Genomic DNA, 25,891 nt, shown 5'->3' with positions numbered 1-25,891 from the left:
TATGAAATTGAAATTCACGGGTTTTAGTGATCCGGGACTTATTCGTTCTAGTAACCAAGATGCTTATTATGTCGATCCCGAAGGACGATTTTTTATTGTCGCTGATGGGATGGGCGGTCATGCTGGCGGTGAAGAAGCAAGCCATATTGCAACACGCGAAATTCAAGCCTATTTAGTTGCAAATTGGAATTTGCCTGAATCAGACCCAGAATTACTCGAAAAGGCTTTGTGGCAAGCTAATGAAGCCATTTTGCAGGATCAGCAAAATCATCCAGAACGCGCTGACATGGGTACTACTGTTGTCGTAGTACTTTTTCGCCAAGTAGAAGCTCCTTGGTGCGCTCACATCGGTGACTCTAGATTGTATCGCTTACGTAGGTCACAGCTAGAGCAAATCACTGAAGACCATACTTGGGTAGCAAGAGCAATTAAGGTTGGCGACATCACTCCAGAAGAAGCCAGAATGCACCCCTTCCGCCATGTGTTATCGCGTTGTTTGGGTCGGGAAGACCTAAATCAATTTGATGTGCAACTGCTGAATTTGAGCGCAGGCGATCGCTTATTGTTATGTAGTGATGGTCTCACCGAAGAGCTGATAGACGAAAAGATTGCTGATTATCTGCAACACCCCGCGCTAGAAAAAGCCTCTATTTCCCTGATAGAAGCTGCCAAGGAGCAAGGCGGACACGATAACATTACCGTTGTCATCGTAGAACTACAAAATTGAATTAGCAGACTGTGAATCCTCAATAGTGACAAACATTCCTTTATGCTTCAAAGCCACCAGTTGTTGCTTTGCAAAAAGCCTTTGTGGTAGAGTTGTTTGTTGCTTATAACATTTGCTTGATCAGGACTTACGCCAGAAACCGAAAAATTAAGGTTTTAGAGAAGGGCGGGAGGATACGCTCACAAGCGTAGGTTTTTCACACAGTAATGAGTAATGACTCTAAAAATAACGAAATAATCTGAGTTTGATCACCCCTATCCCCAAATCTTGGTGCGTAAGTTCTAGCTCTATACGCCATAAAACCGACAATAATCTTTTTCGATAGTTCCAAAACGGGAAGCCTTGTGACAAGGCTATCTCTCCTACCCTTGAGCGCAAATTTTTGCCAAATCCAAAATTGCTTGACTCTGAACTTTATTTTTAGTAAATATACTCAGCAATTTGTTCAGCCTGAGCATTTTTATTCTTTACAACTTGATAAAAATACTTTTAACTTCCAAAATTTAGCAGTTGGAGGCTAAGTTTCTATAATTTGTTGAATTGACATCTTGCACCTAATACGATATGGCGCATATAATTCAGGTTTAATACCTTATATTTAACCTTGCACCAATCGCCTTCTCCACATTAGAGAAGCTCAAACTCGGCAAGGCTAAAATTCGGTATTTAATTTCACTATTTGTGAAATTTCCCGGAATATGCCTCAACATACTTGAGTTGTATACCAGTAGGTTTAGGCAAAAGCTGTTAAAGACACTAAAAATTTATCCCAAGGGGTGTGGGCAAATAGTCAAACAATTGTTATCTTTCTTAATACGTAGGAACAAATGTAGAGCTACTGTTAGCCCTCCAACTATCCCTGGTAGGATAGAAATTCTCCCGCTAAATCTCTTTTTTACGCGTTGTTTTCGGAGTTTACTATGAACCAGCCAATTGAATTATCTTTGGAACAACAATTCAGCATTCGTTCATTTGCTACTCAAGTGCAGCACATGAGCCACGACCAAGCGAAAGACTTTTTAGTCAAACTTTATGAACAAATGGTTGTGCGCGAGGCTACTTACCAAGAGTTGCTCAAGCATCAGTGGGGCTTAGATTCTGGTTCCACTCTGGCATAGCATTATTTTTGTGTCGCAGTGGGCGACCTCCTTCTCTTGCTCGGTTCCAAGAAGGAAAGGAGCTGGGGATGCTGGGGCGTCAACTTTAGTTCAGCAATTGTAAATTGATTGTTTTTAACCTAACTCTATGCCAAGCCAACATAAAGGCTCCACATATTTGTTAAGACTAAATTGTATTGTCGGGGATAAATTAGTAATTATCAAGTAGCCACTACACATAAGTTATGGCTATTTAAGTGAACTAATTTATGTGCTGTATTGGATACATAGCACGATTTGCGTAGATCCAATTAATCCTAGTTGACCACTTGCCATCGCTAATCATTATATTTGCTATAACGCAGGGCTTACAACCGAATATAGATTTTTTGTTATAAAAGTTTACATTTTGCAATCAGCCATATCCTAGCTCGAAAGATCCAGGGGAATGTCTGTAGCCATTGCTTCTAATTTAGATAAGATTTGGGGTTTAATTCTTTCGTATTCACTTTTTAGTACATTTTTACTAAGCTGTGGATCAACTGATGAAGCTGAGATTTGACTTTCTTTTGCCCACTGTTCTAGGTTTTGGCGTTGAGCCGTAGCAATACTGCAAAGTAGGATATGAGAACAGCGACTTGGAACTTCCCGCGCAAAGAATAACAATCGATAGTAACCAGTGTTTGCTAGTAATCTAGCTATTTCTTGCCCAAAAGTAGTCTTGAGATCAAGATAGTAAGGCAACCACTTAACACCGTGCTTACGATTGTAGATAACAGTAATCCACAGTGCCATCGGGTGAGGGGCGGGCAGAAATAGAAATTGATTATAACGATCGCAGGCAAACCTTTTGATAATTTCCCGTTGTGGTAGCATCACCCACAGAGTTGGGACAACTTCGTTATGAAGACGAATCTTTTGGGGAAAAACAATATCGGCAATTGGCTTATTGTCTGGCCAAGAAACAGAGCGCAGAATTTCATCATTGGAAGGTAACACCTGTACATCAGCTTTTGTTTTTGGCTGAATCTCCACAGGCATTGTTAAGCTACGACTAGCTACAGGTTTTGGTGCTGGCTTACTTGGCTGAACGATGGGTGAGCGATAATTTTGTTCGATTGATTCTAAAACCTTCAAGATGTCGCTCACCGTTTGAGGGCGATCGCTTGGTGCTTTAGCCAGACAACTCATGACTAAATTTTGTAACTCTTGGGGAATTTGTAACCCAGGATGAACCTCAGTAAACGAGCGTGGTTCAAGAGAGTGATGTGTTTTATACCATGCACCAAAAGAATGAGTGGGTGCGACTAACGGCATCTTGCCTGTCAGCATTTCAAACATCATCACACCTAAACTGTAAATATCTGACCGATTGTCTAGTTCCTTTCCTTCCATCTGTTCGGGAGAAGAATAAGCCAAAGTTCCCAAATAAAATTTTGTCTGGTCTTTATTTCCTTGGAGTAACTTAGCAATCCCAAAATCGAGAATCTTGACTAATTCCCCAAAGCTTGAATCTTGAATTACCAGCATATTGCTGGGTTTAATGTCACGATGAATAATTGGGTAAATAGTGCCATCAACTGGTATACCATCATGGGCGCATTGTAACCCCAAGCTGATTTGACGCACCATACTAAAAAATCTGGGTAAAGCTAGATAGTGCTGACGAATAATCTGACTGAGGCTATGTCCTTGAAGATATTCCATCACATAAAACGGCGTATTATTTTCATCTACGCCATAATCCATAACTCTTACAATATGAATGCTTTTTTGCCCTAACAAAGCACAGGTTTTCGCTTCTCGCTCAAAGCGTTCTTGTAACCGCATCTTTTCATTAAGAATCGACAGAGCGAGGAACTTGACAGCGACAGGTACACCTCCCAACAAAATATCTTTAGCACGATAAACTCGACCCATTGCTCCAGTACCAATTAATTCCTGAAGCTGATAGCGTTTGCCGAGTAAGCGTCCAATGTTGGGGTCTGACATAAAACATTCGACTCCAAAAGCAGATTGATTGTAAGTGTGTAGGAAAATAAGTGCGTTTAAACTGGCATTTTTGATTTGTCTAGAATTTGTTTCTAAACTCATCACTAAAGTTCAGAAGTAGTATCGAGTCCTCTGGTCGAGAACTTCTAGTATTGGCTTGCGGTTTGTCAGCAAGTGGTTTTTACAACTGCTGGAAGATGCCAATTAAAATCTACGGAATGGTAGATTCATTCTGAAGTTGGCTAACATTCCGCATTATGATGTTGATTTATTTTTAGTCTGCCCAAATTTGACTAAATAATTATCTATGGTTTCTATTGATTTGCGATCGCTACAAATAAATTAGTCATTGGTCATTGGTCATTAGTCCTTTGTAAATACAAATGACAAAGGACGATCTAATTTGTGTTTTAGCTAATTTCCAAAAGACGTTGCATTGCAACATATATACAACTCAGTACTATTTCAGCGGTTGACGTTCTAAGCTGGCTTCCATCGTACTAGTGAGAGAATGACCTGACATAACCCCACAACTTAAATAGTAAGTGTCATTGGAAAGACGATAGGCTGTTTCAAAGCCACTGCGACGTTGGCGATCGCTTAATACCCAATAGCGCTGCACAATTGTATCTAGCCCAATCCAACCTTCGCCTTCAATTTGCCCGAAAAGGTTATGCTGAAGTAAAAAAGTATACTGGCGTTCTCCTTCATGCAAACGACCTTTGTATAGTAAAGAGATTTCCGAGCGATCGCTGCCAGGAAAAATCAGCTTTGTTGCCATTGTGAACCAGTTATCTCGATTCCAAGCAACCAAGGTCATACCCTTAACGCTGATTGGCATCCCATTGCGTTCTAGCCAATTGCCTTGTAATGTCCAGCGTCCTGGTTCCATTAAAAAAGTGTGACCCACCTTCTCAGTTCCTTGTCTTGATCAAGTACCCTTACGACTCAAAGATATATTTGAAACCTGAAAATGTCAGGTGTCTAGTACCATTTTAGATTTTGGATTTTAGATTTTGGATTGGGAATTGCTTTCTGCGCCTGGGTTGTGTCAATCTATTTGTCTCAATCATTTGGTGAATTGGTATAAGTCATCAAAACTTATTTTCAAGAGGTTTTACACAAATATGTCTGTTAAAACTTGGTTTAGAGGTGTGAGGGTTTTGAATACTCATACCTCTATAATTTCTCAAACCTTTGATTTTGCGCTTTTATCCGTAAGTCCTAGTTAAGCTGGGTGAATTTCTCCTAGTAGTACTTCATGAGGTGCGCCTGTTGCTGATGGTAGGTTTCCAGGAATACCTAGCTGTCGCCAGTAGGCTAAAACCGCAAATGCGATCGCTTCTTTAAAATCTGCACTCAAGCCGACTTCATGGGTAGTTAAGACGGGGATTGTTTTGAGTAATGATTGTATTCTTTGTTTTAAATATAAATTGTGACTACCGCCACCACATAAAAAAATGCGTTGTGGCATTTGTGGTAAAAAAGTTTGGTAACTGTGAACAATCGAAGCAGCCGTCAGTTCGGTTAGGGTTGCTAAAAAGTCAGCTGGGCTAAGTTGGTATGGCCCGGCATCTTTTAAACATTGATTTAAGTAATCTACACCAAATAATTCACGTCCTGTAGATTTGGGTGGTGGTAGATGAAAATAATCTTGTTGTAACCATTGTTCAACCAAAGGTTGGCAAGGACTACCAGTAGCTGCCCATTTGCCATCTTCATCGTAGGTTTTTGCACCATTGGTTAAATGTTCTACTGCCAAATCTAACAGACTATTTCCAGGGCCAGTATCCCAACCGCGCATTTTTTCTAACCAGTTATCGCGGCGCGGTGGGATATAAGCTACATTACCGATACCGCCGAGATTTTGAATGCAACGTCCTTCTTCTGGGTGACTGAGTAAATAAGCATCTACTCTAGGTACAAGTGGTGCGCCATGACCACCAATAGCAATGTCAGCCACACGAAAATTACTGACAGTTGTGATACCTGTAAGATGAGCAATCAAATCACCACGGCCAAGTTGTAATGTGTAGCCTAGTAGAGAGTTACTCTCCCCTGTCCCCCTGCTCCCCTGCCCCCCTGCTTTTACAGGTGGTCGATGGTAAACTGTTTGCCCGTGGGAACCGATTAAAGTTGCTGGCTGATGACCTGTTTGAATATTTTCAGCAGCTTGAGCAAAGCTGGAGGCGATCGCATCATCTAATTCGGCAAATTCTACCATTGAGATGGCTTTGCCTGCACAAACAGCTAAAATACTTTCTCTGAGTTCAGCAGGATAAGGATATGTTTCCCCTGCTAACAACTCAACTTTGAGATCTAAATCTGTACCAGAAATATCTACTAAAGCAGCGTCAATGCCATCTACGGATGTACCACTAATTAAACCGATAATACGAGTCATAAGTATTTGTCAATAGTTGTATTGGTCAATAGTCATAAATGACAAGCTACACAAAAATTTTCGCAAATCCAACAGCATCGCTATATAGCAGTTAAGTTAGGGAACAGGAAACAAAGAATGTGTAAAGTAATTTGTGAAAATCGAGAGGTTCAGATCCCCGATTTTTTAAAAAAGTCAGGGATCTTTTAGTTAATAAACGATTTAGGAATGCCATGTCAGTCTAATGATACATAGTAAATCTATCCTAAGTCTGTTAATCAAAATTACTACTCAGTACATAATTGCTAATGTTCCACTTTTGTTTGTGCAGCGATCGCTCCCCTAAATTTAGGATAATAGGAGCGATCATTTCTCCACTTTAGATAAAGTAGATAATTTTTCTATAAAAATAGCACAGACAGCAAAATCCCCGATTTCTGTGAGAAGTCGGGGATTTGAGTTCTAGGAATGAATTAATCTAACTGACTCAAAATGGCATTGACATCAACGCCTAACTTTTGACCTAATTTCAACAACTGCCGACACTGGCTAGTATCTTCTTTTTTAATTAGGCTGGTTATACAAGCAGGTGCTATCTGACTGTGCAGACAACTAAAGTAGAGTTCTTGGGAACGATATAGAGAAATACTCAAGTTGAGTTGATATCCCACATCAATCAATCTTTCTAACAATTGGATATCGGTGGCAAAACTACCGTTGGCATCATGTAATAATTGCCAGAGCGATCGCAAAATTAATTGCTCTAGCATTTGCTTACCTTCAGGAATGTTTAAGCGACAACGCAGATGTTTAGCTTCTGTGGCTATTGCTTCTAACTCGACAATGTGATTCCAACAGGATTGCGGTTCAGCAATATCTTGCTCTAGCGATCGCAATGTGGTCATACACCGATAGCCTAAAGCAATCTCCGCTGCGACTTGCAATTCTTGGGGTACTTCTAACTCATCCCGATGGAATGCCATGAGTACGCCGTAATTTTCTCGGTACGTTTGAGTATACAGTTGATCTAGTCGGGTCAATGTTTCTTGATTAATTAACCGCATAATTCGATGGCGTTCTTCAGCAAAGAGATTCTGTAAGCTGAAGGTTTCATTACCAAATAACTGTGTCATTACCAAAATGGTCTGGGCTGCACTTGCTTGTTGGAGTGCTGTAAACAGTTTTTCTTTAAATTGGCTGTAATCACGTCGCCCAGTAAACTGTTGAATGCAGCAGTGAAAATCCCAGCCACCTAAATGCAACACAGCAAATACTAAATGTTCGCTTTCCCAAGTAATATCTGAAACTAATTTTAAATGTCCGACAACCAGAGTCAGCGCTCCCATTCGTTGCAGTTGGTAATCTAACTCATTGGTGGTATAGCAATAAACCCGCTTTCTGTGAGTGCTGAGTTTTGAGTGTTGACCGTTACTATTAAACAGCGAAGTAATGGCATAGTGAGCAGCAACTTGCTTGAAGCTGACTTGAGCCGTTAGCACCAAGTGACGATAGATTTCACCGCCATGTTTGAATAAGTCTACATTACTTGGTGCTAAACCCAGACGTTTGAGGAAGCCTTTTTCTAATTGCACACCAGCCACATCACCCGCCAGTTCTAACGCACGGGAAGCGTAACGGAGAATCTGAGTTCCTTCTGGGCGAGATAGTTCTTCAAAAAACCAGCCGCAACTGGTGAACATTAATAAAGCATGACGCTGCATTTCCAATAAACGCAAAGCATCTACTTGTTCAGCGGCGGTGAGTTTGTGAGTTTGATGACGGGACAAGAAGCGGCTGACATTGGCGCTTGTGCGATCGCGGATGACGTTGATATACTCATCTCTGGCTAACCAAGGATCTTTGAAAAATTGCTGGCCATATTCTTCATACACTTCAATTAACTGATCCCGCAGCCAATTTAAGGCATTACGTAAAGGCCGCCGCCATTTTTGATGCCACACACCCCCTTCACCACCGCAACCACAGTCATCTTGCCATCTATCGACACCGTGAGCGCAACTCCAAGCAGTGATGGGCTTGAGTTCTACTTCCCAGGTGGGAGGATTTAAGCTGAGGTAATGGGCAAAGTTGGTGACTGTCCAATCGTGACGAGGAAATTCTTGTGTAAAGGCGTAAGCTAAGGTTTTTTCCGTACCTTTTTTATGATGTCCAAAAGTTTCCCCATCGGTGGCGACAGAAATCAATTGGGCTGGACGATGATCTCCGCGCACAGCTGAACCAATGCGTCCAGCCAAGTAATTGGAACTATAAGTAACATCTGTAAAACCCATATCCCGTGATATTGGGCCATCGTAGAAAAAGATATCGATATAGGGTAGACCTTCTACAGATGCGTCAATACTTTCTGTGGAAGAGACAGTACTCAGCGGTGAAGCTGCAATCTTTAAAGTTGGCTTTAAATAGCAACGATAGGGACGGGTGGGATCAATCTGACTACCGCCAACTTCGTACCATTCTGGTTGGGGATCATTTTTAGTTGCTAAAGGACGGCAACGCTGTGCTTGCGATGGTGCCAAGATAATGAAACGAATACCTTCAGCAATTAAAGCTTCTATGGTTGCGTAGTCTACACCTGTTTCGGCTAACCATATTCCTTCGGGATCGCGGCCAAAGCGGGATTTAAAGTCTTCTTTGCCCCAGCGAATTTGCGTATATTTATCCCGTTCGTTAGCCAGAGGCATGATGATGTGATTATATACTTGCGCGATCGCATTACCATGACCTTGCAAGCGATCGGCGCTTTTGGCATCTGCTTCTAATATTCGTTGATAAACCTCCACATCGTAGCGTTCTAGCCACGACATCAAGGTAGGGCCAATGTTAAAGCTGAGATATTCGTAATTATTCACGATCCCCATAACTTCGCCTTGATCGTTCAAGATTCTGGCAAAGGCATTAGGACGATAGCATTCATAGTGAATTCGCTCATTCCAATCATGGAAAGGTGCAGCACTGGGTTGACGCTCAATTGCGTCTAGATAAGGGTTTTCGCGCGGTGGTTGATAAAAGTGACCATGCACTGTGACATACACACCAGTAGATGTTTTCAGGGGATCATTCTGGTGAGTATTTTGGGCAGTGGGATGATGAGTAGACGTAGCGCCAGTGCTTCCTGGCAATTCAGCAGCAGAAGTCATGTATGTATATTTATCCAAAATAAAAAACTTTTAGTAACGCGCAAAGCGTTGTATGCCAACCTCATATACACAGGGTTGATGACAAAATCCGGTATAGACTAAAACTATGTGTCTAGGATACAGTCTAATTCCTGAGAAAGCAGTCTGACTAGAGTGGGAAATCTGCGTTATTTGATGGCTGTTTCTCAAGTATCACTAAATTCTTAACCATCTAACAACACCTTTATTAAGGTTTTTACTTTGGCAGTTCCAATGCCACTAAAAATTTCATTGTCTTCTAATCTATTAAACTCGATTTTTTGTGTAGTTTGCTACTGCCAAACTGATATTTTTGCTACAAAAGATTGCAAAAAATCTGTAAAACGCAATTTTAATTTACATAATCTCACAAAACTAATTTTTATCAAGAAAGCTGAGTTTAGTAAATTCTCTCAATGGGTTAACTGATGGTTGAGAGTATCCTATTGGAGTGCTGAGTTATGAGTACTGCGGAGGATGAGAAAGATAAGCCAGATCGGCAAGAATAATTCAGGATTTAGAGAAGGGTGTAAGGAAGTAGATATTCAAAACCCTGACACACCCAGTCTCCACAAAAAATCTTTGTGCGTAAGTCCTACCTGAGTCCCTTAACTTTCTCATTTTCCCCATACTTGATTCAGCATTTTTCTAGGATAACTTTTACTGAAGTAACCAAATGTCAGTTAAAAACATTGTTTTTTTCGTGCTGTTACTGTTTATTCCAGTTTCATTGGCGGCTCATTTTCTTGAATGGGGAGATTTAATCGTATTTGTCGCCGCTGGTTTAGCTATTTTGCCTTTAGCGGCTTGGATGGGGACAGCCACTGAAGAAATTGCAGTGGTGGTAGGCCCAACACTAGGAGGATTATTAAACGCCACCTTTGGTAATGCGACAGAGTTGATCATTGCCTTAATAGCTTTGAATGCTGGACTGGTAAATGTAGTTAAAGCCAGTATTACAGGCTCAATTGTCAGTAACTTATTGCTGGTGATGGGTCTTTCGATGTTTTTGGGAGGACTACGCCACAAAGAACAAACATTTCAGCCGATTGTAGCGCGGGTGAATGCAGCCTCGATGAATTTGGCGGTGATTGCGATTTTGCTACCAACGGCCATGAACTATACTTCTCAAGGCATTAACGAACAAACCTTACAAGATCTTTCCCTGGCTGTGGCAGTGGTGTTAATTTTGGTCTACGCCTTAACGCTGCTGTTTTCCATGAGAACCCACGCCTATCTGTATGATGTGGGTGTTGCTGAGGCGGAAGACAAGGAAGATTCCCACGAAAAACCAAATATTTGGTTGTGGACTGGTGTGTTGTTAGTATGTACCTTGCTAGTCGCACTCGAATCAGAAATGCTGGTTGATTCTTTAGAAGTCGCCACATCTCAGCTAGGTTTAACAGCATTGTTTACAGGTGTAATTTTAGTTCCCATTGTGGGTAATGCCGCAGAACATGCCACGGCTGTTACCGTTGCCATGAAAGATAAGATGGATCTGTCTGTATCTGTGGCGGTGGGTTCCAGTATGCAGATTGCTTTATTTGTAGCCCCAGTATTAGTAATAGCTGGGTGGGTACTTGGTAAACCAATGGATTTAGATTTTAATCCTTTTGAATTAGTAGCTGTGGCTGTGTCGGTATTAATTGCTAACAGTATTAGTTCTGATGGTAAATCTAATTGGTTGGAAGGCATTTTGCTGTTAGCTGCATATACAGTTTTAGGCTTTGCTTTTTACTTCCATCCCGTTATTAGCAGCATTGGATAGTGACAATTATCAGATAGCGATCGCTTGTTACTTTTATACAGCGATCGCTTCTGTTGATCGGTAGAGTTAATTTGATATTTTGTTTGCTATGTAACCATAATTTTGTATCTTCATCAATTCTAAAAAATAAAGTAATTTTCTTATTCAAATCTTATTAACCGTGAGAGATACTGCTTAAGATAGAACAATTTTTTTATGATCTAGAGTTTATTATTTTCAAGGAAAGCAGAGACATAAAAAAAGTAGACGAGTCATAATCGATTGTGTAAGGCATGATTGAGCATCGCCTGGCGATCGCATCTATTTCTTGTCACCAAAAATTATTATATTTTTTGATTTTTAGGACACACCATTCCGGAACCAAGAAAATTTTTCTGTCAAAGGAAATATGGGTGTTAATAACATCAAAAACAATGAGTGATATTGTCCTGCTGATGACGGGTATGTTAATTGCAAAACAACCATCTCCGTCTCATATAAACCAGCAGCCTGTAATTCAGCTAGACAATGGCGTGCAGACAACACCACAGGGGCAGTCATCTCAATTTGATCCAGATCCAAATATCGCGCCATCTGAATTCACGCAGCTTAAAGAAAAGTCTCAAGCTACTCTAGTAGCTTTTAATTCTGATCCTGAAAAAATTCTAGTCAAAAAAACAGAGAAAAAACCTACTAAAGACTTATATAGTGTATCTGAATTTAAAAATTTTCAGCCTGTAAATGTCAAATTCCCACGTTCACAACGCCTGATATCTCAACGGCTTAATGATGAAGAAATTCTGTTAGCCAGGGCTTCAAGATTTTCTGGAAGAACTTTACCTAATCTACGTTTTGGTAATTCCGGTTTAGCTGTCAGAGTTTTGCAAAAGCTACTCATAGCTAATGGCTATGGGATGCGCGTCGATGGGGTTTATGGGGCGGTGACGGAAAGTGCGGTGAAAGCTTTTCAAAGCCGTCGCAATTTAATCACAGATGGGATAGTCGGGCCAAGAACTTGGTTGTTTTTGACAAGATAAAAAGAAAAGGTAAAAGTTAAAAGAAGAGAAGCTTTCGCCTTTTGCCTTTTAACTTTTGCCTTAAATAATTATCGATATTTATGCTGCTCTAGAAGTTGTTGCGCTCTGGGTTTGTAGATTAAATAAAACAAACTTTCTAGATAGCGTAATAAATCCTCGCGGTTTTCTTTAGATGTAAAGTTCCAGAAACCGTAAATTCTGGCTAAAGATAACAGCTTTGTCGTGTGAATTTTCCAAGTATATGTAGTGTAAACTCGGTCAATTGCTTTTTGAGAAACTGTTTCCCAATATTCAGGGTTTTGTTCGCATTTAGTCACAAAATCTAATATTTTTGTGGCTGTTTCTGTTAAATTAGTGGGGTTAATGTAAAATCCATTAACTTTATCTTGAATGATTTCTAAAGGCCCACCAAATTGAGTGGCAAAATTAGGTAATCCAGAAATCATTGATTCTAAAATTGTTAAACCAAAGGCTTCAAATAAAGCTGGTTGGACAAAAATACCTTTATGGTCAGCAATAACGCGATAGATTTCGCCAGAGTCACTTTTTGATAGACGTACACCTAACCAGCGAATTTTGCCGTGAAGATTGTATTCATCAATAATGTGATAAAGTTTGACAATTTCATCGCGTTCTTCATTATCATCTGATTCTTCGGTGCGTAACTTACCTGCTACTAAAATTAAGTTACAATGCTCTTGCAAATCTTTGCTTTGACCAAAACATTCGGCTAAACCAGTTAAGTTTTTAATGCGATCGAGACGCGCCATTGAAAATATCGGTCGTTTGTTGGGGTCATCGAGTTTACCAAAAATTTGACTGGAATCTTCTAGGGTAAATAACATTTCGGCGAGGCGCAAGCGATCGCTTTCTACTCTGTCTTGATTCCGCGTGTAGGGGAAGTAATAATTCTCGTTCACCCCAGGCGGAACAACATTAAATTTAGGACTAAATAATTCAATGCCATTCACTACATGATATAACTCAGGCATGGTAAAGCATTTATAAGATTCATATTGTCCAACACTATCAGGTGTGCCGACAATTTCTTGGTAAGTGCTGCTGACGACAAAGTTAGCCGCATTCATGGCGATCAAATCAGCAGTAAATTGTAAGGAGAAATGATATTTCTCATCTAAATCTTGCCAGTAAAGATTACTAAACAAGTATTTGGATTTTTCTAAAGCATGGGCGATATTACATTGGGTAACTTTCATTCGTCGCGCCAACAGAAAGGCGACTAAGTTCCCATCAGTATAGTTACCCACAATCAAGTCTGGTTTACCGTGGAATTCAGCTAACAGTTCTCTTTCTGAGTCAATGGCGAAGGTTTCTAAATAAGGCCAAAACTCAAATCGAGAAATCCAGTTTTGCGTCATGTTGGGATTGAAATCCCGCAATGGTACACGCAAAATCCACGCATTATCTGTACCGTAGACTTTCTCTAATCTTTCGTTACATAAAGTACCATCGCTATTAGGAATCAAGCGCGAGAGAATAATCACTTTTGGTTGAACGTTCAGTCCGTCTAAACCAGCAAGTAAAACATCTTCTTGTAGTTGCTTTTCTAAATTTCTGGCCTGGTTCGAGAACATAAACAACTTGACCACCTGTATCGGGTCTTCCTAAAACGCCTTCTTGGCCAAACCAACCGTGTGCGGAAACTAAGACGATTCTAAAAATCATCGGGACACGGGAAATAAATGCTTCTAAGGTTTGGGGATCGGGTGAGTCAATTAATTCATCTAAAATATTGAGAGTCTCGTGTACTCGTTGCGCGGTGTTTCCCCAACCTGGTTCAAAACCCATTGTTTGCAATTGAAAGCGGAATTCATCGTAAGGTTCATCACTAGGCCGTTCGGTGACAAATGCGATCGCTTTTTTAACTTGTTGCGATAGTTGCTGCTGTGATTGAATCCGATTATTAATTAGTAGTTGAATACCGTTATATTGATGCAGGCGTAAGAAACTAAATAAGCTTTCTAGCCATTGTTTGGGGTCTTGGAAGAGTTTGCTAGAAAGATAACGATTGAGATATTGTACGCCCTTACCGATATTTTTGGGGTCGCGGATGACTGGTGTGTAATCGTAAAAAGGGCCGAAGTCTAATTCTAGCAAGTCGCCTTCGTTGGGATGATATTTGTTGACGAGGCGATCGCGCAAATCCAGCAGTTCTTGTACTGTCATTGCTTCTACACTCAAATCTGCTGTCACCCGATAAATTTCTTGACTAGCAATATGAGGACGGATAATAAAACAGAAATTGGAGTCTTCTTGAATTATTTCTTGAGTGTAGTAGAGGAGTTTCCCTAAGAGCGAAAAAGTATATAACTTTTCTGACTTCTCGTTTTTAGCGCAGTATTCACTATATACGTGCAGTATGTCATTCCGCAGCAAGTAATTTTTTTCTTGCTGACGTAATTGACTAACGAAAGCACGTAAATCATTTTTTTCTTCACTCTCTAGAACTGCTTGAATCAATTCAGACATACTCACCTCAAAATAAATAAGTACAAACACAAATAAACACAGATAAACTTTTCTATCTGTGTTTCTCTACTTATGCCCTTCATTCCTGTTCTTCTTTACTCAAAGTACCGAGAACTCAGTATTATTCCCTCTAACTAAAGACGGACAATTTTCCTAACTTGAGGATGATTCAGTTTATCTAATGCTTTCACTGCCTGAATTCTAAAATATTGGCAATTTTTATCCAAAAGCTATCTCTCGATGGATTCCGAGTATTTTTATGTAGGTTGATGAGTAGAAAAAAGTTAATTTAAAATTAAATTAGTTTTTATTTTACAATAAAAAATTAATACTTATCTTTAGTCAGTATACTAGTGATTGTCTATACACTTTGTTACAACTTACTATATTAGTAATCAATTCGAGTTTAACTTTTATTAATTGACTAAATTTTTACCAGAAAACAAGCAACAAAAGTTAATCTTTTTATGTTGATGCTAACAATGAGTTTAAACTTAAATCAAATAAAATCAACTTTTGATATTAGTTAAATTAATTCCAATTCGTCTTAGCTATAATTGCACCACAAGTAATTAAACCAGGGACGGTGTATATGCAAGAGCATTCGCATAAATTAACAACTACCGACCACAGCATAGGCAATATCTTGATTATTTCATTCATGGTATTCTGTGGTATGACTTTTATCTTTCTTTTAGGAATTTTCTAATAGTGATTTTTGCGAATAAAAAATTGATTGGGAAGCAAAAAACTAAATTTGCTTCCCTTTTTAATGTTATATTCCATTACATTTCAGTTAAGGCTAACAACCCAACCTACTATGCTCTTAACTGAACTTGCTTGTACCTCAATAGAATGAGAACCACTATATTCCCCACTTCAGCAAGATTGGATAAGTTTTTTTGCATTTAAGTTGTCTGCTTGAGGCTGTTATTTGCCAATACTAATGACAACCTTTATGGGTAGTTATTTATTAAAATTAAAGTTTTGACAAAAGTGTAACCGGAATCACCTAAATCTCATTTAGTGATTCCGGTTTACACCGTTGATGTTAGTAATTTATAGTAATCAGGGCGAACGATGGGAATCGAACCCACGAATGGTGGTACCACAAACCACTGCCTTAACCTCTTGGCTACGCTCGCCATTAACCCATCGACTAATTAATATAGCACCTATCTCGTTATCGATCAAGCACCTTTTAAGAGGAACGGACTTTGCTAATGTTTAGTCCTAGGACTCTAATAACTAATTAGATATGACGGTAAGACAATATGAAGCTCTTGACTATTATGGCATTGGCGATCGCTACAAGTATGGCTGTAGTTGGCGTAGCAATGTCTAAAACAAATCCTACGCCTGATGAGTATGAAGAGTATGCAGTACATCGACTAACACAATATTTAAAAAGTGATGTGTGTAAAAAAACATCTAAACTAATTGAAAGTTTACTGAATTCTAGTTGTGACAAACTAGTTGATTCCACTAATCCACAAATGCGTGAGTTGTTGGCTAAAACCACAGAACGGCAAGACTTTTTCTTGTTTAGTGTGTATCGGACAGATTTAACTCTTGGTGTTTGGCTACCTGGGTATAAATTTGAAACGGTGGGAGCTTTTCATAATTTTTATACTTACAGCGCCGAAGAGCAATAATCTTCACTAACTCCTACATCTAAGATTAAGCTTAGTTAGCAAGAGTTACACGTTTACCAATGTCATCTGCATATCTGCTGGTATCTCATGGAAGCCGTGACCCACGTCCAGAAATTGCTTTACAGCAATTGATAGAATTAATAGATAAAAAACAGCAAGGTTACGCATCAGGTAAAAAACTAGTAGGCTTGGCTTACTTAGAAACACGACCAGAACCTCTGCACGTCCAAATAAAAGAGTTTGCTCATAGTGCTGTGGTGGCTGGATGCGATAGTCTGAAAATTATGCCGCTATTTCTGCTACCGGGAGTCCATGTTATGCAAGAAATCCCTGAAGAAATAGCACTAGCACAACAAGCTGTAGCAAAAGATATCAATCTGGAATTGCTACCATATATAGGTAGTAACCCTGGTTTGACACAGTTGTTATCCCAACAATTGGCTGATATCAAAACTCAGGCATGGATTTTAATCGCTCATGGTAGTCGCCGTCCAGGTTTTCAACAACCAGTGGAAAATATAGCAGCAAATATAGGTGCAATAGCTGCTTACTGGTCTGTACCTCCTAGCTTAGAAACACAGGTAGAACAGTTGGTAGCGGCTGGTCAGGAAAAAATTGCGATTTTGCCATATTTTTTATTCGCAGGTGGCATAACTGATGCGATCGCTCAACTAATAGAGACGCTAAAATTAAAATTTCCGGCTGTGACTTTCCAATTAGCTCAACCTTTGGGAGCAAGTGCAGAGTTAGCTGATATGATTTGGGATTTGATGAACGAATGAACTGCACACAAACACAAGAGCAGAAGAATTTGGGAAAAGTTTATTTAGTAGGCGCAGGGCCGGGAGACCCCGGACTGATGACTCTCAAAGGCAAAAGTTTATTAGAATGTGCCGATGTAGTTATTTATGATGCGTTGGTGAGTCCAGCAATTTTAGCAATGATTAATCCCCAAGCAGAAAAAATCAACGCTGGTAAACGGATGGGGAGACATTCGTTATTGCAAGACGAAACCACGCAATTATTAATTGATAAAGCTCAAGACCATACTATTATTGTACGGCTCAAAGGTGGCGACCCGTTTATTTTTGGTCGCGGTGGCGAAGAAATGGCAGATTTAGTCAAAGCTGGCATTTCTGTAGAAGTTGTGCCGGGTATTACATCGGGAATTGCTGCTCCAGCTTACGCTGGCATACCTTTGACTCATCGTCTGCATAGTTCTTCGGTAACTTTTGTTACTGGACATGAGTCTGCTGGTAAGTATAGACCGAAAGTTAACTGGCAAGCGATCGCTCATGGTTCCGAAACAATTGTAATTTATATGGGTGTTCACAATCTGTCGCACATTATTGAAGAGTTAGCAGCGGCGGGTTTAAGTTTAGAAACACCAATTGCTTTAGTGCGTTGGGGTACAAGACCAGATCAAGAAGAATTAATTGGTCAGTTAGGTACAATTGTAGAGCAAGTTGAGCAAACAAAATTTGATGCCCCAGCGATCGCGGTTATTGGTTCTGTAGTGAATATGCACGATATTTTGTCTGGGTGTCGTCCAGTGTAAATTAATAAAGCTCTGGCACGAATGCAATAATACAATCATTTTCAGAGCCTTACGCAAAGTGCAAGCAGCCAAATAATTTACAACCCATTACCAATCAAAATAAAAGCTGACCAATAATAAGGATGGTTAAATTCACTATTTTTTCCTGTTATTAAAGCAATTTGTGCTTTTTGTAAAGCCTCAGCTTTGGTAATTTTCCCATATTTTAACGCTGCATAAAACTCATTCATTAAAGCTTGTGTACCACCATCAGAAACAGTCCACAATGAAGCCATTGTAGCTTTAGCACCTGCTAGTTGCATTTGATATCCTAAACCTAAGATTTCTTGGCCATTTGCTGATTTTTCTCCTAAACCAGTTTGACAAGCACTTAAAACTACTAAGTCTACATTCGACAAAGACCAATTTTCAATATCTCGCAAAGTTGCGTGTTCGCCATCACCAAATACAATAAATGAATCTTCTGGAGAACCATTTACAAGTTTGCCATGAGTTGCCAAATGCACTATTTTGTAATCATTCATTTGGGGAATTGTCGCTTGAGGATTGAAATCTTTATCTAAGACAACTTTGCTCCCAGGAATAATTTTTGCTACGTTTTCTACTTCTACTTTGGCAAACTCTAAACCACTAAACATCTCTTGGCGTTGACCAACTGCTACTGTATATTCGCCTTTTGTGAAAGCCGCCGCTAAAGCATTGACAGAGGTTTGAGGTTGATTAACTAATTTTGTTAAACTAGCAGCGGTAATATTGTTAATCACAAAGCGTTGAACTAACCAATTTTGTCCATCATATAACGCGGCTAAAGGTACATATCTCAGTTTGCCATCTGGTGCATAAATTATAGTTTTGGCATCGGCTTGTTTTAAATCATTTTCTATAGGTTTTATTAGCCAGTTATACAATTTATTGGCTGGTGCTTTACTATTTTTATAAGGAACAAGTACTGCTTCTCGAAATTCATTAATTGTCTGATTTAATTCTGCGGCTTTTACTGAAACAGTGCGATGAATTGGCGGCGCATCAGCGGAGACAATAACTAGTTCTAGTCTGTCATTTAAAACTAAAGGATATAGTAATACCGCTTTTTGATTTAACTGGCGTAAGTTATCTCTTAAAGAATTGAGTTGACGTAAGTTTAAATTTTCCTGTCCTGATGTGGCAGATAATTGTTGTACTAGCGCCACAACAGAAGGACTTTTAATAAACATATTAAACTCAGCGTTAGTAGTTTGTTCTAGTTTCACTAATTCAGCGATGCGTTTTGCTTGAGTTGCGTTGCGAGTTTGGGGGGGAATTTTTCGCAGGGTGGTGAGTTCTTTACCCAGGGCGATCGCTTTATCTTGAATCGCAGTATACTTCTGAGAGATTTGCTCTTCTTGGGGTTTTAACGGTAATTTTTCTGGTATGGCTGCTACTGTTGCCGAACTTCCCCGCTGAGGATTTCTGTTTGTAACTTTTGGTGTGCTGGTAGTGCGATTTCCGATAAAATCACTAACTTCCTGAATTTTGAGTAAATCTAAAACTTGCTGCGCTTCTGCGGGACGATTTTGTTGCAATAATAAATCAGCGAGGCGGCGATATCTTTCGGAGACAGTTTCGGTGTAAGATTTTTGGATATCGGTATGCACAACTCGTAAACTTTGCCGAATTGTTTCTGTTAAATTGACTGATTGTTTGTAGAATGCGATCGCCAGTGATGGTTGATTCTTAGCAGCTAGTACATCCCCCAAAAATTTCAGCGTTGCAGCTTCACTGACTTTATCTTCAACTTCTCGGTGAATAGCTACCGCTTGCTGATATAGTCCCAAAGCTTGATCATATTGATTTTGCTTTTGATACACTTGCCCTAAGTTACTAATTGTTACGCCTTCGCCAGTGCGATCGCCAACTTCCCGATAATTAGCTAAGGCTTGTTGATTAAACTCTAAAGCTTGGTTATAGTTACCCAAATTTTGGTAAACACGCCCAATATTATTCAGTGCAACAGCAATGCCTAGTTTATAGTTATTTTGTTTGTATATATCTAAAGCTTGTTGATATAACTTGAGCGCTTCGTCGTACTTACCCAAACTCAAGTAAATCTGTCCAATATTGTTTAAGTTTAACGCTGCACCTTGAAATTGAAATGAATCTTTCCCAAACGCATCACCAACATTAGCGCGGTTGGTAACTTGTTGCAAAACTTGGGCATTTTGACCAAGAGCATTATATAGTAACTTGATTGCTTGCTCATCTGTACTTTTATATTCCCCAGTGCCAAGTCTTTTATAAATATTTGTAGATTTTTCGGCAAATTCCAGAGACTTTTGATATTGCCCTAAGCTAAAATATGCACCGGAAATATTATTGAAAATTGCCGCTTTTGTACCATAAAATGTCGAACAGCATTCTTGTAAATCTTTTAATGCTTGCTGATATGAATTAAGTGCCTGAGCATAGTTACCCAAGTTGAGATAAACTACACCAATGTTGTTTAAAGTTTGGACTGCACCACTGTTATCACCCTTAGCTTTTTGAATCCACAAACTTTGTTGATAAAAATCTAGAGATTGAGAATATTTACCTGTACGGAAGTAAACTGAGCCAATATCTGCTAATAAAATAGCTTCGCTACTAGCATAACTATAACCTTGAGGATTAGCTGCTTTTAATTCCTTGAAAACTGTTAAAGCTGGTTGATAAAAATCGATTGCTTTTTGATATTCTCCTAGATTTACATATACTTCCCCAATATAAGATAAAGGTATCCATTCGTTTTCTTTGTCGCGGAGTTTGCGGCGAATATCTAAGGCTGACTGAAAAAATTCCAATGCTTTAGCATATTCTCCTTTGCGGAGGTTAACGTAACCAATATTTACTAAGCTATTGGCTTCTCCCGCTTTCGCGCCATATTGTTTAAATATTGCTAAGGACTGCTGAAAGAGTTCTAACCCGGCTTGTAAATCAGCTAAACCAACTAAATTTTTATAAACCAGCCCTTCACCTTGATTATTTAACAAAATCGCTTCGGTGATGCGTTCTTCTGGTGTTGGTGTTGGTGCTTGAGCAAAGCTTTGTTGTGAATGATACAATACCAAAGTTGGAGATGTAAAAGTCAGCAAGATAGTTGCAAATATTTGAGAAAACTGCATAAGCACAAGTTTTTATTCAGTTAAATAGTTATAGTTTATTGTTCCCATAAACAGAACTAAAGTTATAATTAAAAGCTTAATTATTGATAAAGCTAACTTTTTTTTAAAATGGGCGATCGCTCCAAAAAACAATGGTATAATTGCGCTAATTTTATGAGCCTTCTTTGCAATACTTAACTTGCTTCTAATGAATAAAAGTTAATATAGATTAAAAATAATAAATAACATCATATTTTATAAAGTTAACTAAGCTAAATTAAAAGTAAGCTTAATTATTGAAGCCTAGTTAAAAGTCTAAGTAATAGCTACAAATTAAGCTAAATCTTACTAGTGTATCTCATGTATTTAGTGAAAAAATGCTAGTGATTTAAATTTGATTTGCACTAACTGACTTAGCACAGAAATTTAGGCAGAAATAATTAATATTTCGACAAAAACTTCAGTCGTTTTTGACTGCGGAATTCTGTGTAACAACGCTAGGTTATTGAGCAAGACGTTGATAAATCAACTGAGCCAATTACTAAGAGCAAACACTAAAGCAACATTTACAAGTAAGAACTAACAATGATAGAAAAAATTTTGTTAGCGGTTTCGGGTTTGGGTCATGCAGAAGAAATGCTCAAAACCTTGAAAGAAGTACCATCAATTCAACGTGCTAAAGTTAGTGTTTTGCATGTTGTTCCTCCTCAAAGTACTGCATCTGCAATGACAGATAAATGGGAAGAAGGTGGTAAAATTCTTGCCAATGCCATTCAGTCTTTAAGTTTAGATCCCAGCCAAGTTTCTTCAATTTTACGGCAAGGCGATCCTAAAGACGTAGTTTGTCAAGTCGCTGATGAAATTGATGCTGACTTAATCATTATGGGTTCACGCGGACTCAAGCGTTTGCAGTCAATTTTGTCAAACTCTGTCAGTCAGTATGTTTTTCAATTGTCTTCCCGCCCCATGTTGCTGGTTAAAGATGACATTTACGTTAAAAGAATTAAGCGCATTATGGTGGCGTTAGATAATTCTGATGCAGCAAAACACTGTTTAAATTTAGCTTTATTCTTGCTACGAGATATTCCAGGTAGCCAGTTAATTTTGACTCACGTTAATACTGACCTACGCGGTAAAGCATCAGAAGTCACTGAAATTATTCCCGATAAAAATCCCATTTTTGGCGCAGCTTACGCCGAAGCCCAAAAATATGGTATACAAACTCGCTGCTATAGCAGCAGTGGTAAACCCGGTGAAGAAATTTGCCGCTTGGCTGAAGAGTTGCAGGTAGACTTACTGTTACTTGGTTCTCCAGATCGTCGTCCATCAGTAGCTAAGAGTTTTGTAGATATAGACCGACTCATTGGTGCTTCTTTGTCTGATTATGTGCGAGTCAATGCTACTTGTCCAGTACTGTTGGCGCGAACCACTGCATGAAGAGTACTTAATACTCTTCTTAATCAACATTCAGTACTAAGTCAATGATAAATAAAAACCCCTGCACCAGTGGCGTAGGGGTTTTTTATATTATGCACAAACTATTAACTATCTTTTTTACCTTCGCGGCTTGCTGTTTGGATGTACAGAATTAATAAAAACACAGAGGGAACTAATACGAACAGAATGCTCGCTACGAACCCTAAGTCATTAACTTGCATGGCAAAGAAGCCTCTCTATAATTTCCAGTCAACAACTTTAGAATAGCATCATCGATGCCCGTGTTAGCCTTATTTTTTTACTTCTTATGTCGCCAATGCTGCTGGCGTGTCAGCCCCAAAGTTTAAGGTTTTGTCACCACGCTAACAGGGCCATGTACTACAGTTTGACAGGCTAGGCGGTAATTTTCTGGTTTTTTCTTAAATTTGCGGTTTTCTACCTCTGTACGCGGGGAAAGGTTTTCTAAACCTTCTACTATCTCAACAACACATGTACCACACTGACCATAGCCGCCGCAATTGGTCATTTTGCCAAATAGTGTGTACAAATCAATGCCATTTTCCACCGCTTTTAGCCGTAAGTTAGCACCATTTGCGGCTATTACTTCTTTATCCTCTTTAACAAATTTGATATTACCCATAAATATTTAATTCCTCGTTGACTGTACAACACTCGGCTGAAAAGGCTAAGTTTTAATCAGGCTGTATCAACTATATTACTTAACTTCTAGTTACTTGTTACAAATAATTAAGAAATATCAATTTTTTGCAAAAATATATTGTCAAAAAAATAGGACAGGTTTAGCACCTATCCTATTGATTAAAAATTTACTTAACTTACCTAAATCCCACAGCTGCTTGCCATACAAAAGCAAGTAACAAGAAGAAAACAGGAATTACTGGAAGAACGTCTACCAGAGGATCGAAAATTTGGTAAGCTTCAGGCAATTTAGCTAATAACAGTGCTGCTTCCATGTTCGTTTTTATCCACTCTATCCAACACAGCTTTCATAATTGAGATGTATCTTAACATGGTTTAGGCACTGAGAATTAGTTATTCTTGCCTCTGGCTCAGAGTGCTGAGTTTGGAATCAGATATTCTTCCCCTGCTTCCCGGCTCCCTTCGCCCCTGTGGCTTGAATATACTAAATTAAGGTGTATGAAAGTTAATCAGACACCTAGTAACTTGTAGATTAAGCTGTTGATGAAAGTCAAAGCCAGCGCACCTAATACAGCACTCCAGATACCGAAACGTAACCGAAAGCCTTCGACTAACCAAGCAGCAATACTAAAACAAACAACGGCAATCATAAAGGTAAAGATGCCGGATAATAAATCAAAAGTGAGAAAATTTGGTACTGCAAAGATCAGGCGTAAAATCGGTCTGATGATCGCCGTAACAATACCGAGAACTGCTGCCGAAATAAAGGCTTTTTTGGGTGAGTCAACTTCAACTCCTACGGGGAGTTTACTAATAATCAGCAAGCTGATAGATGTTACGACCCAAACAATTAAAAGCGTCACAATTGCATTCATTGCCACAACCCTTGAAACGCGAATGGCGATTGGCGATCGCTTAATTTAAGCAACCGATTTTAGAATCTTTGAAGCTTTGCCAATTACTTGTAACTTACCAGAGATTTGGCTCTAACTAGAATTTATTTTTTATATCTTTAGGTTTGGGTAAGAAGTTTAGATGTCAGAAGTTAGGAGTAACAATTCCCAATCCCAAATTTAAAAGGGAAGATAAGGAAGTAGTTTCTGCCTCATCTCCCATTACTGCATTTTGAGTTGAAAAATTCTGTTCAAATTTATCTTTTTGGAGCAGAATTAGTATTACCTGGTGCGACTGGAAATTGTGTTGCTGGGGCATTAGGTACACCAGGAATCACACCTTCTCCCGTAGGCGGTATTTGGTTAGGGTTAACAGGGATATTGGGGTCAAAATTCCCCTGTGGATTAATTCCGGGAACTGGTGCAGGTGGAACTCCAGGATTAGTGGGAATATAGGGTTCTGTTGGCAGATTAGGTTGAGAAACTGAAGGTTGAGTCGGCCCTGGGATAATTCCTAAAGAAACGCGATCGCCTCCTACTTGTCGCAATAAATCTAACGTCTCGACGACATCATTATAAGTTGCCGTTCTTGAAGCATTTAACACCAAAATACCATTAGGATTTTGTTGGAGATATTGCTGTAGTCTCTGGGCTAACTCCTCTCGTTTTACGGGTTGTTTTTCTATGTAAGTATTACCAACAGCATCAATGGTGACAATTTGAGTGCTACTTTGTCCGGTCAAATTAGCCGGTGTACCTGTAGAAGCTTTGGGTAAATCAACGTTAATAGCTTGTTGGCGAGTAAATTGCAATGCTGCTAACAAAAAAAATGTCAGAATACAAAAAACAACATCAATTAAAGGGATGATTTGAATTTGTACTTCTTCAACAGGAGTATGCAGATTAACTTTCATGATCTTACAAATTTTAGTTATAGCAAAGTGTTGAGTGCTGATTTCTGAGTAAATCAATTTTTGATTTTAAATTTTGGATTTTAGATTAGGACAATCTTTCAATCTAAAATCAGCAATCTAAAATTCTTCTGCCTCCTGCCTCCTGCTTATTGCTCAGGATCTAATGAATCATTCACATTTGGTTCTTCTGGAGGTTGAGGAAATAGATTTTTAGATTTTTTGCGGGGTGGATTAACACTTTCGCGGGAAGCTTCATGCACAATCGCTGTACTCTTGCTAAATTCTGGTGGCGATTGGCGATAGAGTAATTCCATCTCATTCCCCGCCTTGCGAAAAATCTTAACTTGGTTAACCAAAAAACTTTGAAATAACCGATAAAATACCAAACTAATAATTGCTACTATTAACCCTGTAGCAGTACTAATTAGAGATTCACCAATCCCAGTAGTTACCCCAGCTGTCGATTCTGTGCCTAAATCGCCAATCCGAATTGAGCGCAAAGAGTGAATCAAACCCAACACAGTACCCAACAGCCCCAACAGTGGAGATAGTGCAATCACTGCTTCTAAAAGTTTTTCACCGCGACGCATCCCAGCTAATTCGTCTTCTGCTGAGGCTTCTAGTGCTAAACGAAAAGTTTCCAAATCAACTTTTAATAAGCGTAAAGGTGCGTAGAGAAATCGCCCAATTGGCTGATCTGTGGATTGTTTGGCAATATCTGCGGCCATATCCCAATTCTCTTGGGCTGCGTCTAGCACGCGATTAACTGTTTCCTTTTCTTGATTTAAAATCCGCAACCAAAACCACAGACGCTCTAAAATCACACTTAAAGCTAGTATTGACAAAACTGCCAAAGGCCACATCGCTGGACCGCCCTTTTGAAACAGTTCTAAAATATCCACTGCTTAACTTTCCTCCCTCCGTACCTAGAGCAATTATCCCAAAGCATTTTAATTCTAAAGATTAATGTGCAGTTAGAAACTCAGATAACACAAATTTCATGAAGGAA

19 protein-coding genes, 1 tRNA gene and 1 pseudogene are annotated in these 25,891 nt (G+C 39.2%); 8 read left to right on the top strand and 13 right to left on the bottom strand.

The annotated features are described in order from the left end of the window. Position 1: 1 nt before the first annotated feature. Positions 2-727, top strand: a complete 726-nt coding sequence (locus tag AC504W_RS11035; protein ID WP_494877760.1) for a Stp1/IreP family PP2C-type Ser/Thr phosphatase — start codon at positions 2-4, stop codon at positions 725-727. Between the two features lie 920 nt (positions 728-1,647). Further along, complete coding sequence (locus AC504W_RS11030) at positions 1,648-1,845, top strand: NblA/ycf18 family protein (protein ID WP_015113604.1); 198 nt, start codon at positions 1,648-1,650, stop codon at positions 1,843-1,845. A 405-nt stretch (positions 1,846-2,250) separates the two neighbouring features. On the opposite strand, the gene AC504W_RS11025 is transcribed toward AC504W_RS11030, so the two are convergent. The 4 genes from AC504W_RS11025 to AC504W_RS11010 form a co-directional block, all read right to left on the bottom strand. Beyond that, positions 2,251-3,816 carry a serine/threonine protein kinase gene (locus AC504W_RS11025; protein WP_494877759.1) on the bottom strand — a complete coding sequence of 522 codons (1,566 nt, stop codon included), beginning with the start codon at positions 3,814-3,816 and terminating at the stop codon, positions 2,251-2,253. 460 nt (positions 3,817-4,276) lie between these two features. Then, positions 4,277-4,726 (bottom strand): hypothetical protein, encoded by a 450-nt coding sequence (locus AC504W_RS11020; RefSeq protein WP_015113606.1) that lies wholly within the window; start codon positions 4,724-4,726, stop codon positions 4,277-4,279. A gap of 318 nt (positions 4,727-5,044) precedes the next feature. Next, positions 5,045-6,220: an anhydro-N-acetylmuramic acid kinase gene (locus tag AC504W_RS11015; RefSeq protein ID WP_494877758.1), complete on the bottom strand. Its 1,176-nt coding sequence runs from the start codon at positions 6,218-6,220 to the stop codon at positions 5,045-5,047. Positions 6,221-6,672: 452 nt separating this feature from the next. Further along, positions 6,673-9,357 (bottom strand): DUF3536 domain-containing protein, encoded by a 2,685-nt coding sequence (locus tag AC504W_RS11010; protein ID WP_494877757.1) that lies wholly within the window; start codon positions 9,355-9,357, stop codon positions 6,673-6,675. Positions 9,358-10,051: 694 nt separating this feature from the next. Here AC504W_RS11010 and cax point away from each other — a divergent pair. Both cax and AC504W_RS11000 read left to right on the top strand, forming a co-directional pair. Beyond that, complete coding sequence (gene cax, locus AC504W_RS11005) at positions 10,052-11,143, top strand: calcium/proton exchanger (RefSeq protein ID WP_494877756.1); 1,092 nt, start codon at positions 10,052-10,054, stop codon at positions 11,141-11,143. Between the two features lie 413 nt (positions 11,144-11,556). After that, positions 11,557-12,159, top strand: a complete 603-nt coding sequence (locus AC504W_RS11000) for a peptidoglycan-binding domain-containing protein (RefSeq protein WP_494877755.1) — start codon at positions 11,557-11,559, stop codon at positions 12,157-12,159. A gap of 68 nt (positions 12,160-12,227) precedes the next feature. Here the strand turns inward: AC504W_RS11000 and AC504W_RS10995 are convergent. Continuing rightward, positions 12,228-14,649 (bottom strand): annotated as a pseudogene (locus tag AC504W_RS10995) (sucrose synthase). Between the two features lie 1,072 nt (positions 14,650-15,721). Further along, positions 15,722-15,794, bottom strand: a tRNA-His gene (locus AC504W_RS10990). Between the two features lie 129 nt (positions 15,795-15,923). Here AC504W_RS10990 and AC504W_RS10985 point away from each other — a divergent pair. Genes AC504W_RS10985 through cobA form a run of 3 tightly spaced genes read left to right on the top strand, consistent with a single transcriptional unit; the run spans position 15,924 to position 17,862 of the window. Next, positions 15,924-16,304 (top strand): DUF4359 domain-containing protein, encoded by a 381-nt coding sequence (locus tag AC504W_RS10985; RefSeq protein ID WP_096575960.1) that lies wholly within the window; start codon positions 15,924-15,926, stop codon positions 16,302-16,304. A 59-nt stretch (positions 16,305-16,363) separates the two neighbouring features. Further along, on the top strand, positions 16,364-17,086 hold the full coding sequence (locus tag AC504W_RS10980) for a sirohydrochlorin chelatase (protein WP_494877753.1): 723 nt from the start codon (positions 16,364-16,366) through the stop codon (positions 17,084-17,086). Next, a complete protein-coding gene (gene cobA, locus AC504W_RS10975; RefSeq protein ID WP_096575956.1) occupies positions 17,083-17,862 on the top strand; it encodes a uroporphyrinogen-III C-methyltransferase in 780 nt (259 codons plus the stop codon). The genes AC504W_RS10980 and cobA overlap by 4 nt, the downstream gene beginning before the upstream one ends. A 77-nt stretch (positions 17,863-17,939) precedes the next feature. Here cobA and AC504W_RS10970 read toward each other — a convergent pair whose 3' ends face one another. Next, positions 17,940-20,999, bottom strand: coding sequence for a CHAT domain-containing protein (locus tag AC504W_RS10970; RefSeq protein WP_494877752.1), 3,060 nt, complete (start codon positions 20,997-20,999; stop codon positions 17,940-17,942). A gap of 564 nt (positions 21,000-21,563) precedes the next feature. On the opposite strand from AC504W_RS10970, the gene AC504W_RS10965 reads away from it, so the two are divergent. After that, on the top strand, positions 21,564-22,415 hold the full coding sequence (locus tag AC504W_RS10965) for a universal stress protein (RefSeq protein WP_096575952.1): 852 nt from the start codon (positions 21,564-21,566) through the stop codon (positions 22,413-22,415). 104 nt (positions 22,416-22,519) lie between these two features. On the opposite strand, the gene psbM is transcribed toward AC504W_RS10965, so the two are convergent. The 6 genes from psbM to AC504W_RS10935 all read right to left on the bottom strand — a co-directional run bounded on the left by psbM (position 22,520) and on the right by AC504W_RS10935 (position 25,784). Continuing rightward, complete coding sequence (gene psbM, locus AC504W_RS10960) at positions 22,520-22,636, bottom strand: photosystem II reaction center protein PsbM (RefSeq protein WP_015113622.1); 117 nt, start codon at positions 22,634-22,636, stop codon at positions 22,520-22,522. Positions 22,637-22,758: 122 nt separating this feature from the next. Then, positions 22,759-23,055, bottom strand: a complete 297-nt coding sequence (locus AC504W_RS10955) for a 2Fe-2S iron-sulfur cluster-binding protein (protein ID WP_015113623.1) — start codon at positions 23,053-23,055, stop codon at positions 22,759-22,761. Between the two features lie 196 nt (positions 23,056-23,251). Further along, the gene (locus AC504W_RS10950) at positions 23,252-23,389 is read right to left on the bottom strand and encodes a photosystem II reaction center protein K (protein WP_006195022.1); all 138 of its coding nucleotides are present in this window, start codon (positions 23,387-23,389) and stop codon (positions 23,252-23,254) included. A gap of 195 nt (positions 23,390-23,584) precedes the next feature. After that, complete coding sequence (locus AC504W_RS10945; protein ID WP_096575948.1) at positions 23,585-23,950, bottom strand: phage holin family protein; 366 nt, start codon at positions 23,948-23,950, stop codon at positions 23,585-23,587. A 275-nt stretch (positions 23,951-24,225) separates the two neighbouring features. Then, entirely contained in the window at positions 24,226-24,882 is a 657-nt protein-coding gene (locus tag AC504W_RS10940; RefSeq protein WP_494877751.1) for an ExbD/TolR family protein, read from the bottom strand. A gap of 146 nt (positions 24,883-25,028) precedes the next feature. Next, positions 25,029-25,784, bottom strand: coding sequence for a MotA/TolQ/ExbB proton channel family protein (locus AC504W_RS10935; protein ID WP_494877750.1), 756 nt, complete (start codon positions 25,782-25,784; stop codon positions 25,029-25,031). Between the last annotated feature and the right edge of the window lie 107 nt (positions 25,785-25,891).

Source organism: Nostoc sp. C96 (assembly GCF_059384975.1).
Note: the sequence above shows the minus strand (reverse complement) of the source record. Positions and strands in the feature narration are given on the sequence as shown.

Bases quoted from the DNA above. Each gene is read 5' to 3' on its own strand.
- AC504W_RS11035 (WP_494877760.1), top strand. From the start codon at position 2: ATGAAATTGAAATTCACGGGTTTTAGTGATCCGGGACTTATTCGTTCT.
- AC504W_RS11030 (WP_015113604.1), top strand. From the start codon at position 1,648: ATGAACCAGCCAATTGAATTATCTTTGGAACAACAATTCAGCATTCGT.
- AC504W_RS11025 (WP_494877759.1), bottom strand. From the start codon at position 3,816: ATGTCAGACCCCAACATTGGACGCTTACTCGGCAAACGCTATCAGCTT.
- AC504W_RS11015 (WP_494877758.1), bottom strand. From the start codon at position 6,220: ATGACTCGTATTATCGGTTTAATTAGTGGTACATCCGTAGATGGCATT.
- AC504W_RS11010 (WP_494877757.1), bottom strand. From the start codon at position 9,357: ATGACTTCTGCTGCTGAATTGCCAGGAAGCACTGGCGCTACGTCTACT.
- cax (WP_494877756.1), top strand. From the start codon at position 10,052: ATGTCAGTTAAAAACATTGTTTTTTTCGTGCTGTTACTGTTTATTCCA.
- AC504W_RS11000 (WP_494877755.1), top strand. From the start codon at position 11,557: ATGAGTGATATTGTCCTGCTGATGACGGGTATGTTAATTGCAAAACAA.
- AC504W_RS10985 (WP_096575960.1), top strand. From the start codon at position 15,924: ATGAAGCTCTTGACTATTATGGCATTGGCGATCGCTACAAGTATGGCT.
- AC504W_RS10980 (WP_494877753.1), top strand. From the start codon at position 16,364: ATGTCATCTGCATATCTGCTGGTATCTCATGGAAGCCGTGACCCACGT.
- cobA (WP_096575956.1), top strand. From the start codon at position 17,083: ATGAACTGCACACAAACACAAGAGCAGAAGAATTTGGGAAAAGTTTAT.
- AC504W_RS10970 (WP_494877752.1), bottom strand. From the start codon at position 20,999: ATGCAGTTTTCTCAAATATTTGCAACTATCTTGCTGACTTTTACATCT.
- AC504W_RS10965 (WP_096575952.1), top strand. From the start codon at position 21,564: ATGATAGAAAAAATTTTGTTAGCGGTTTCGGGTTTGGGTCATGCAGAA.
- psbM (WP_015113622.1), bottom strand. From the start codon at position 22,636: ATGCAAGTTAATGACTTAGGGTTCGTAGCGAGCATTCTGTTCGTATTA.
- AC504W_RS10955 (WP_015113623.1), bottom strand. From the start codon at position 23,055: ATGGGTAATATCAAATTTGTTAAAGAGGATAAAGAAGTAATAGCCGCA.
- AC504W_RS10950 (WP_006195022.1), bottom strand. From the start codon at position 23,389: ATGGAAGCAGCACTGTTATTAGCTAAATTGCCTGAAGCTTACCAAATT.
- AC504W_RS10945 (WP_096575948.1), bottom strand. From the start codon at position 23,950: ATGAATGCAATTGTGACGCTTTTAATTGTTTGGGTCGTAACATCTATC.
- AC504W_RS10940 (WP_494877751.1), bottom strand. From the start codon at position 24,882: ATGAAAGTTAATCTGCATACTCCTGTTGAAGAAGTACAAATTCAAATC.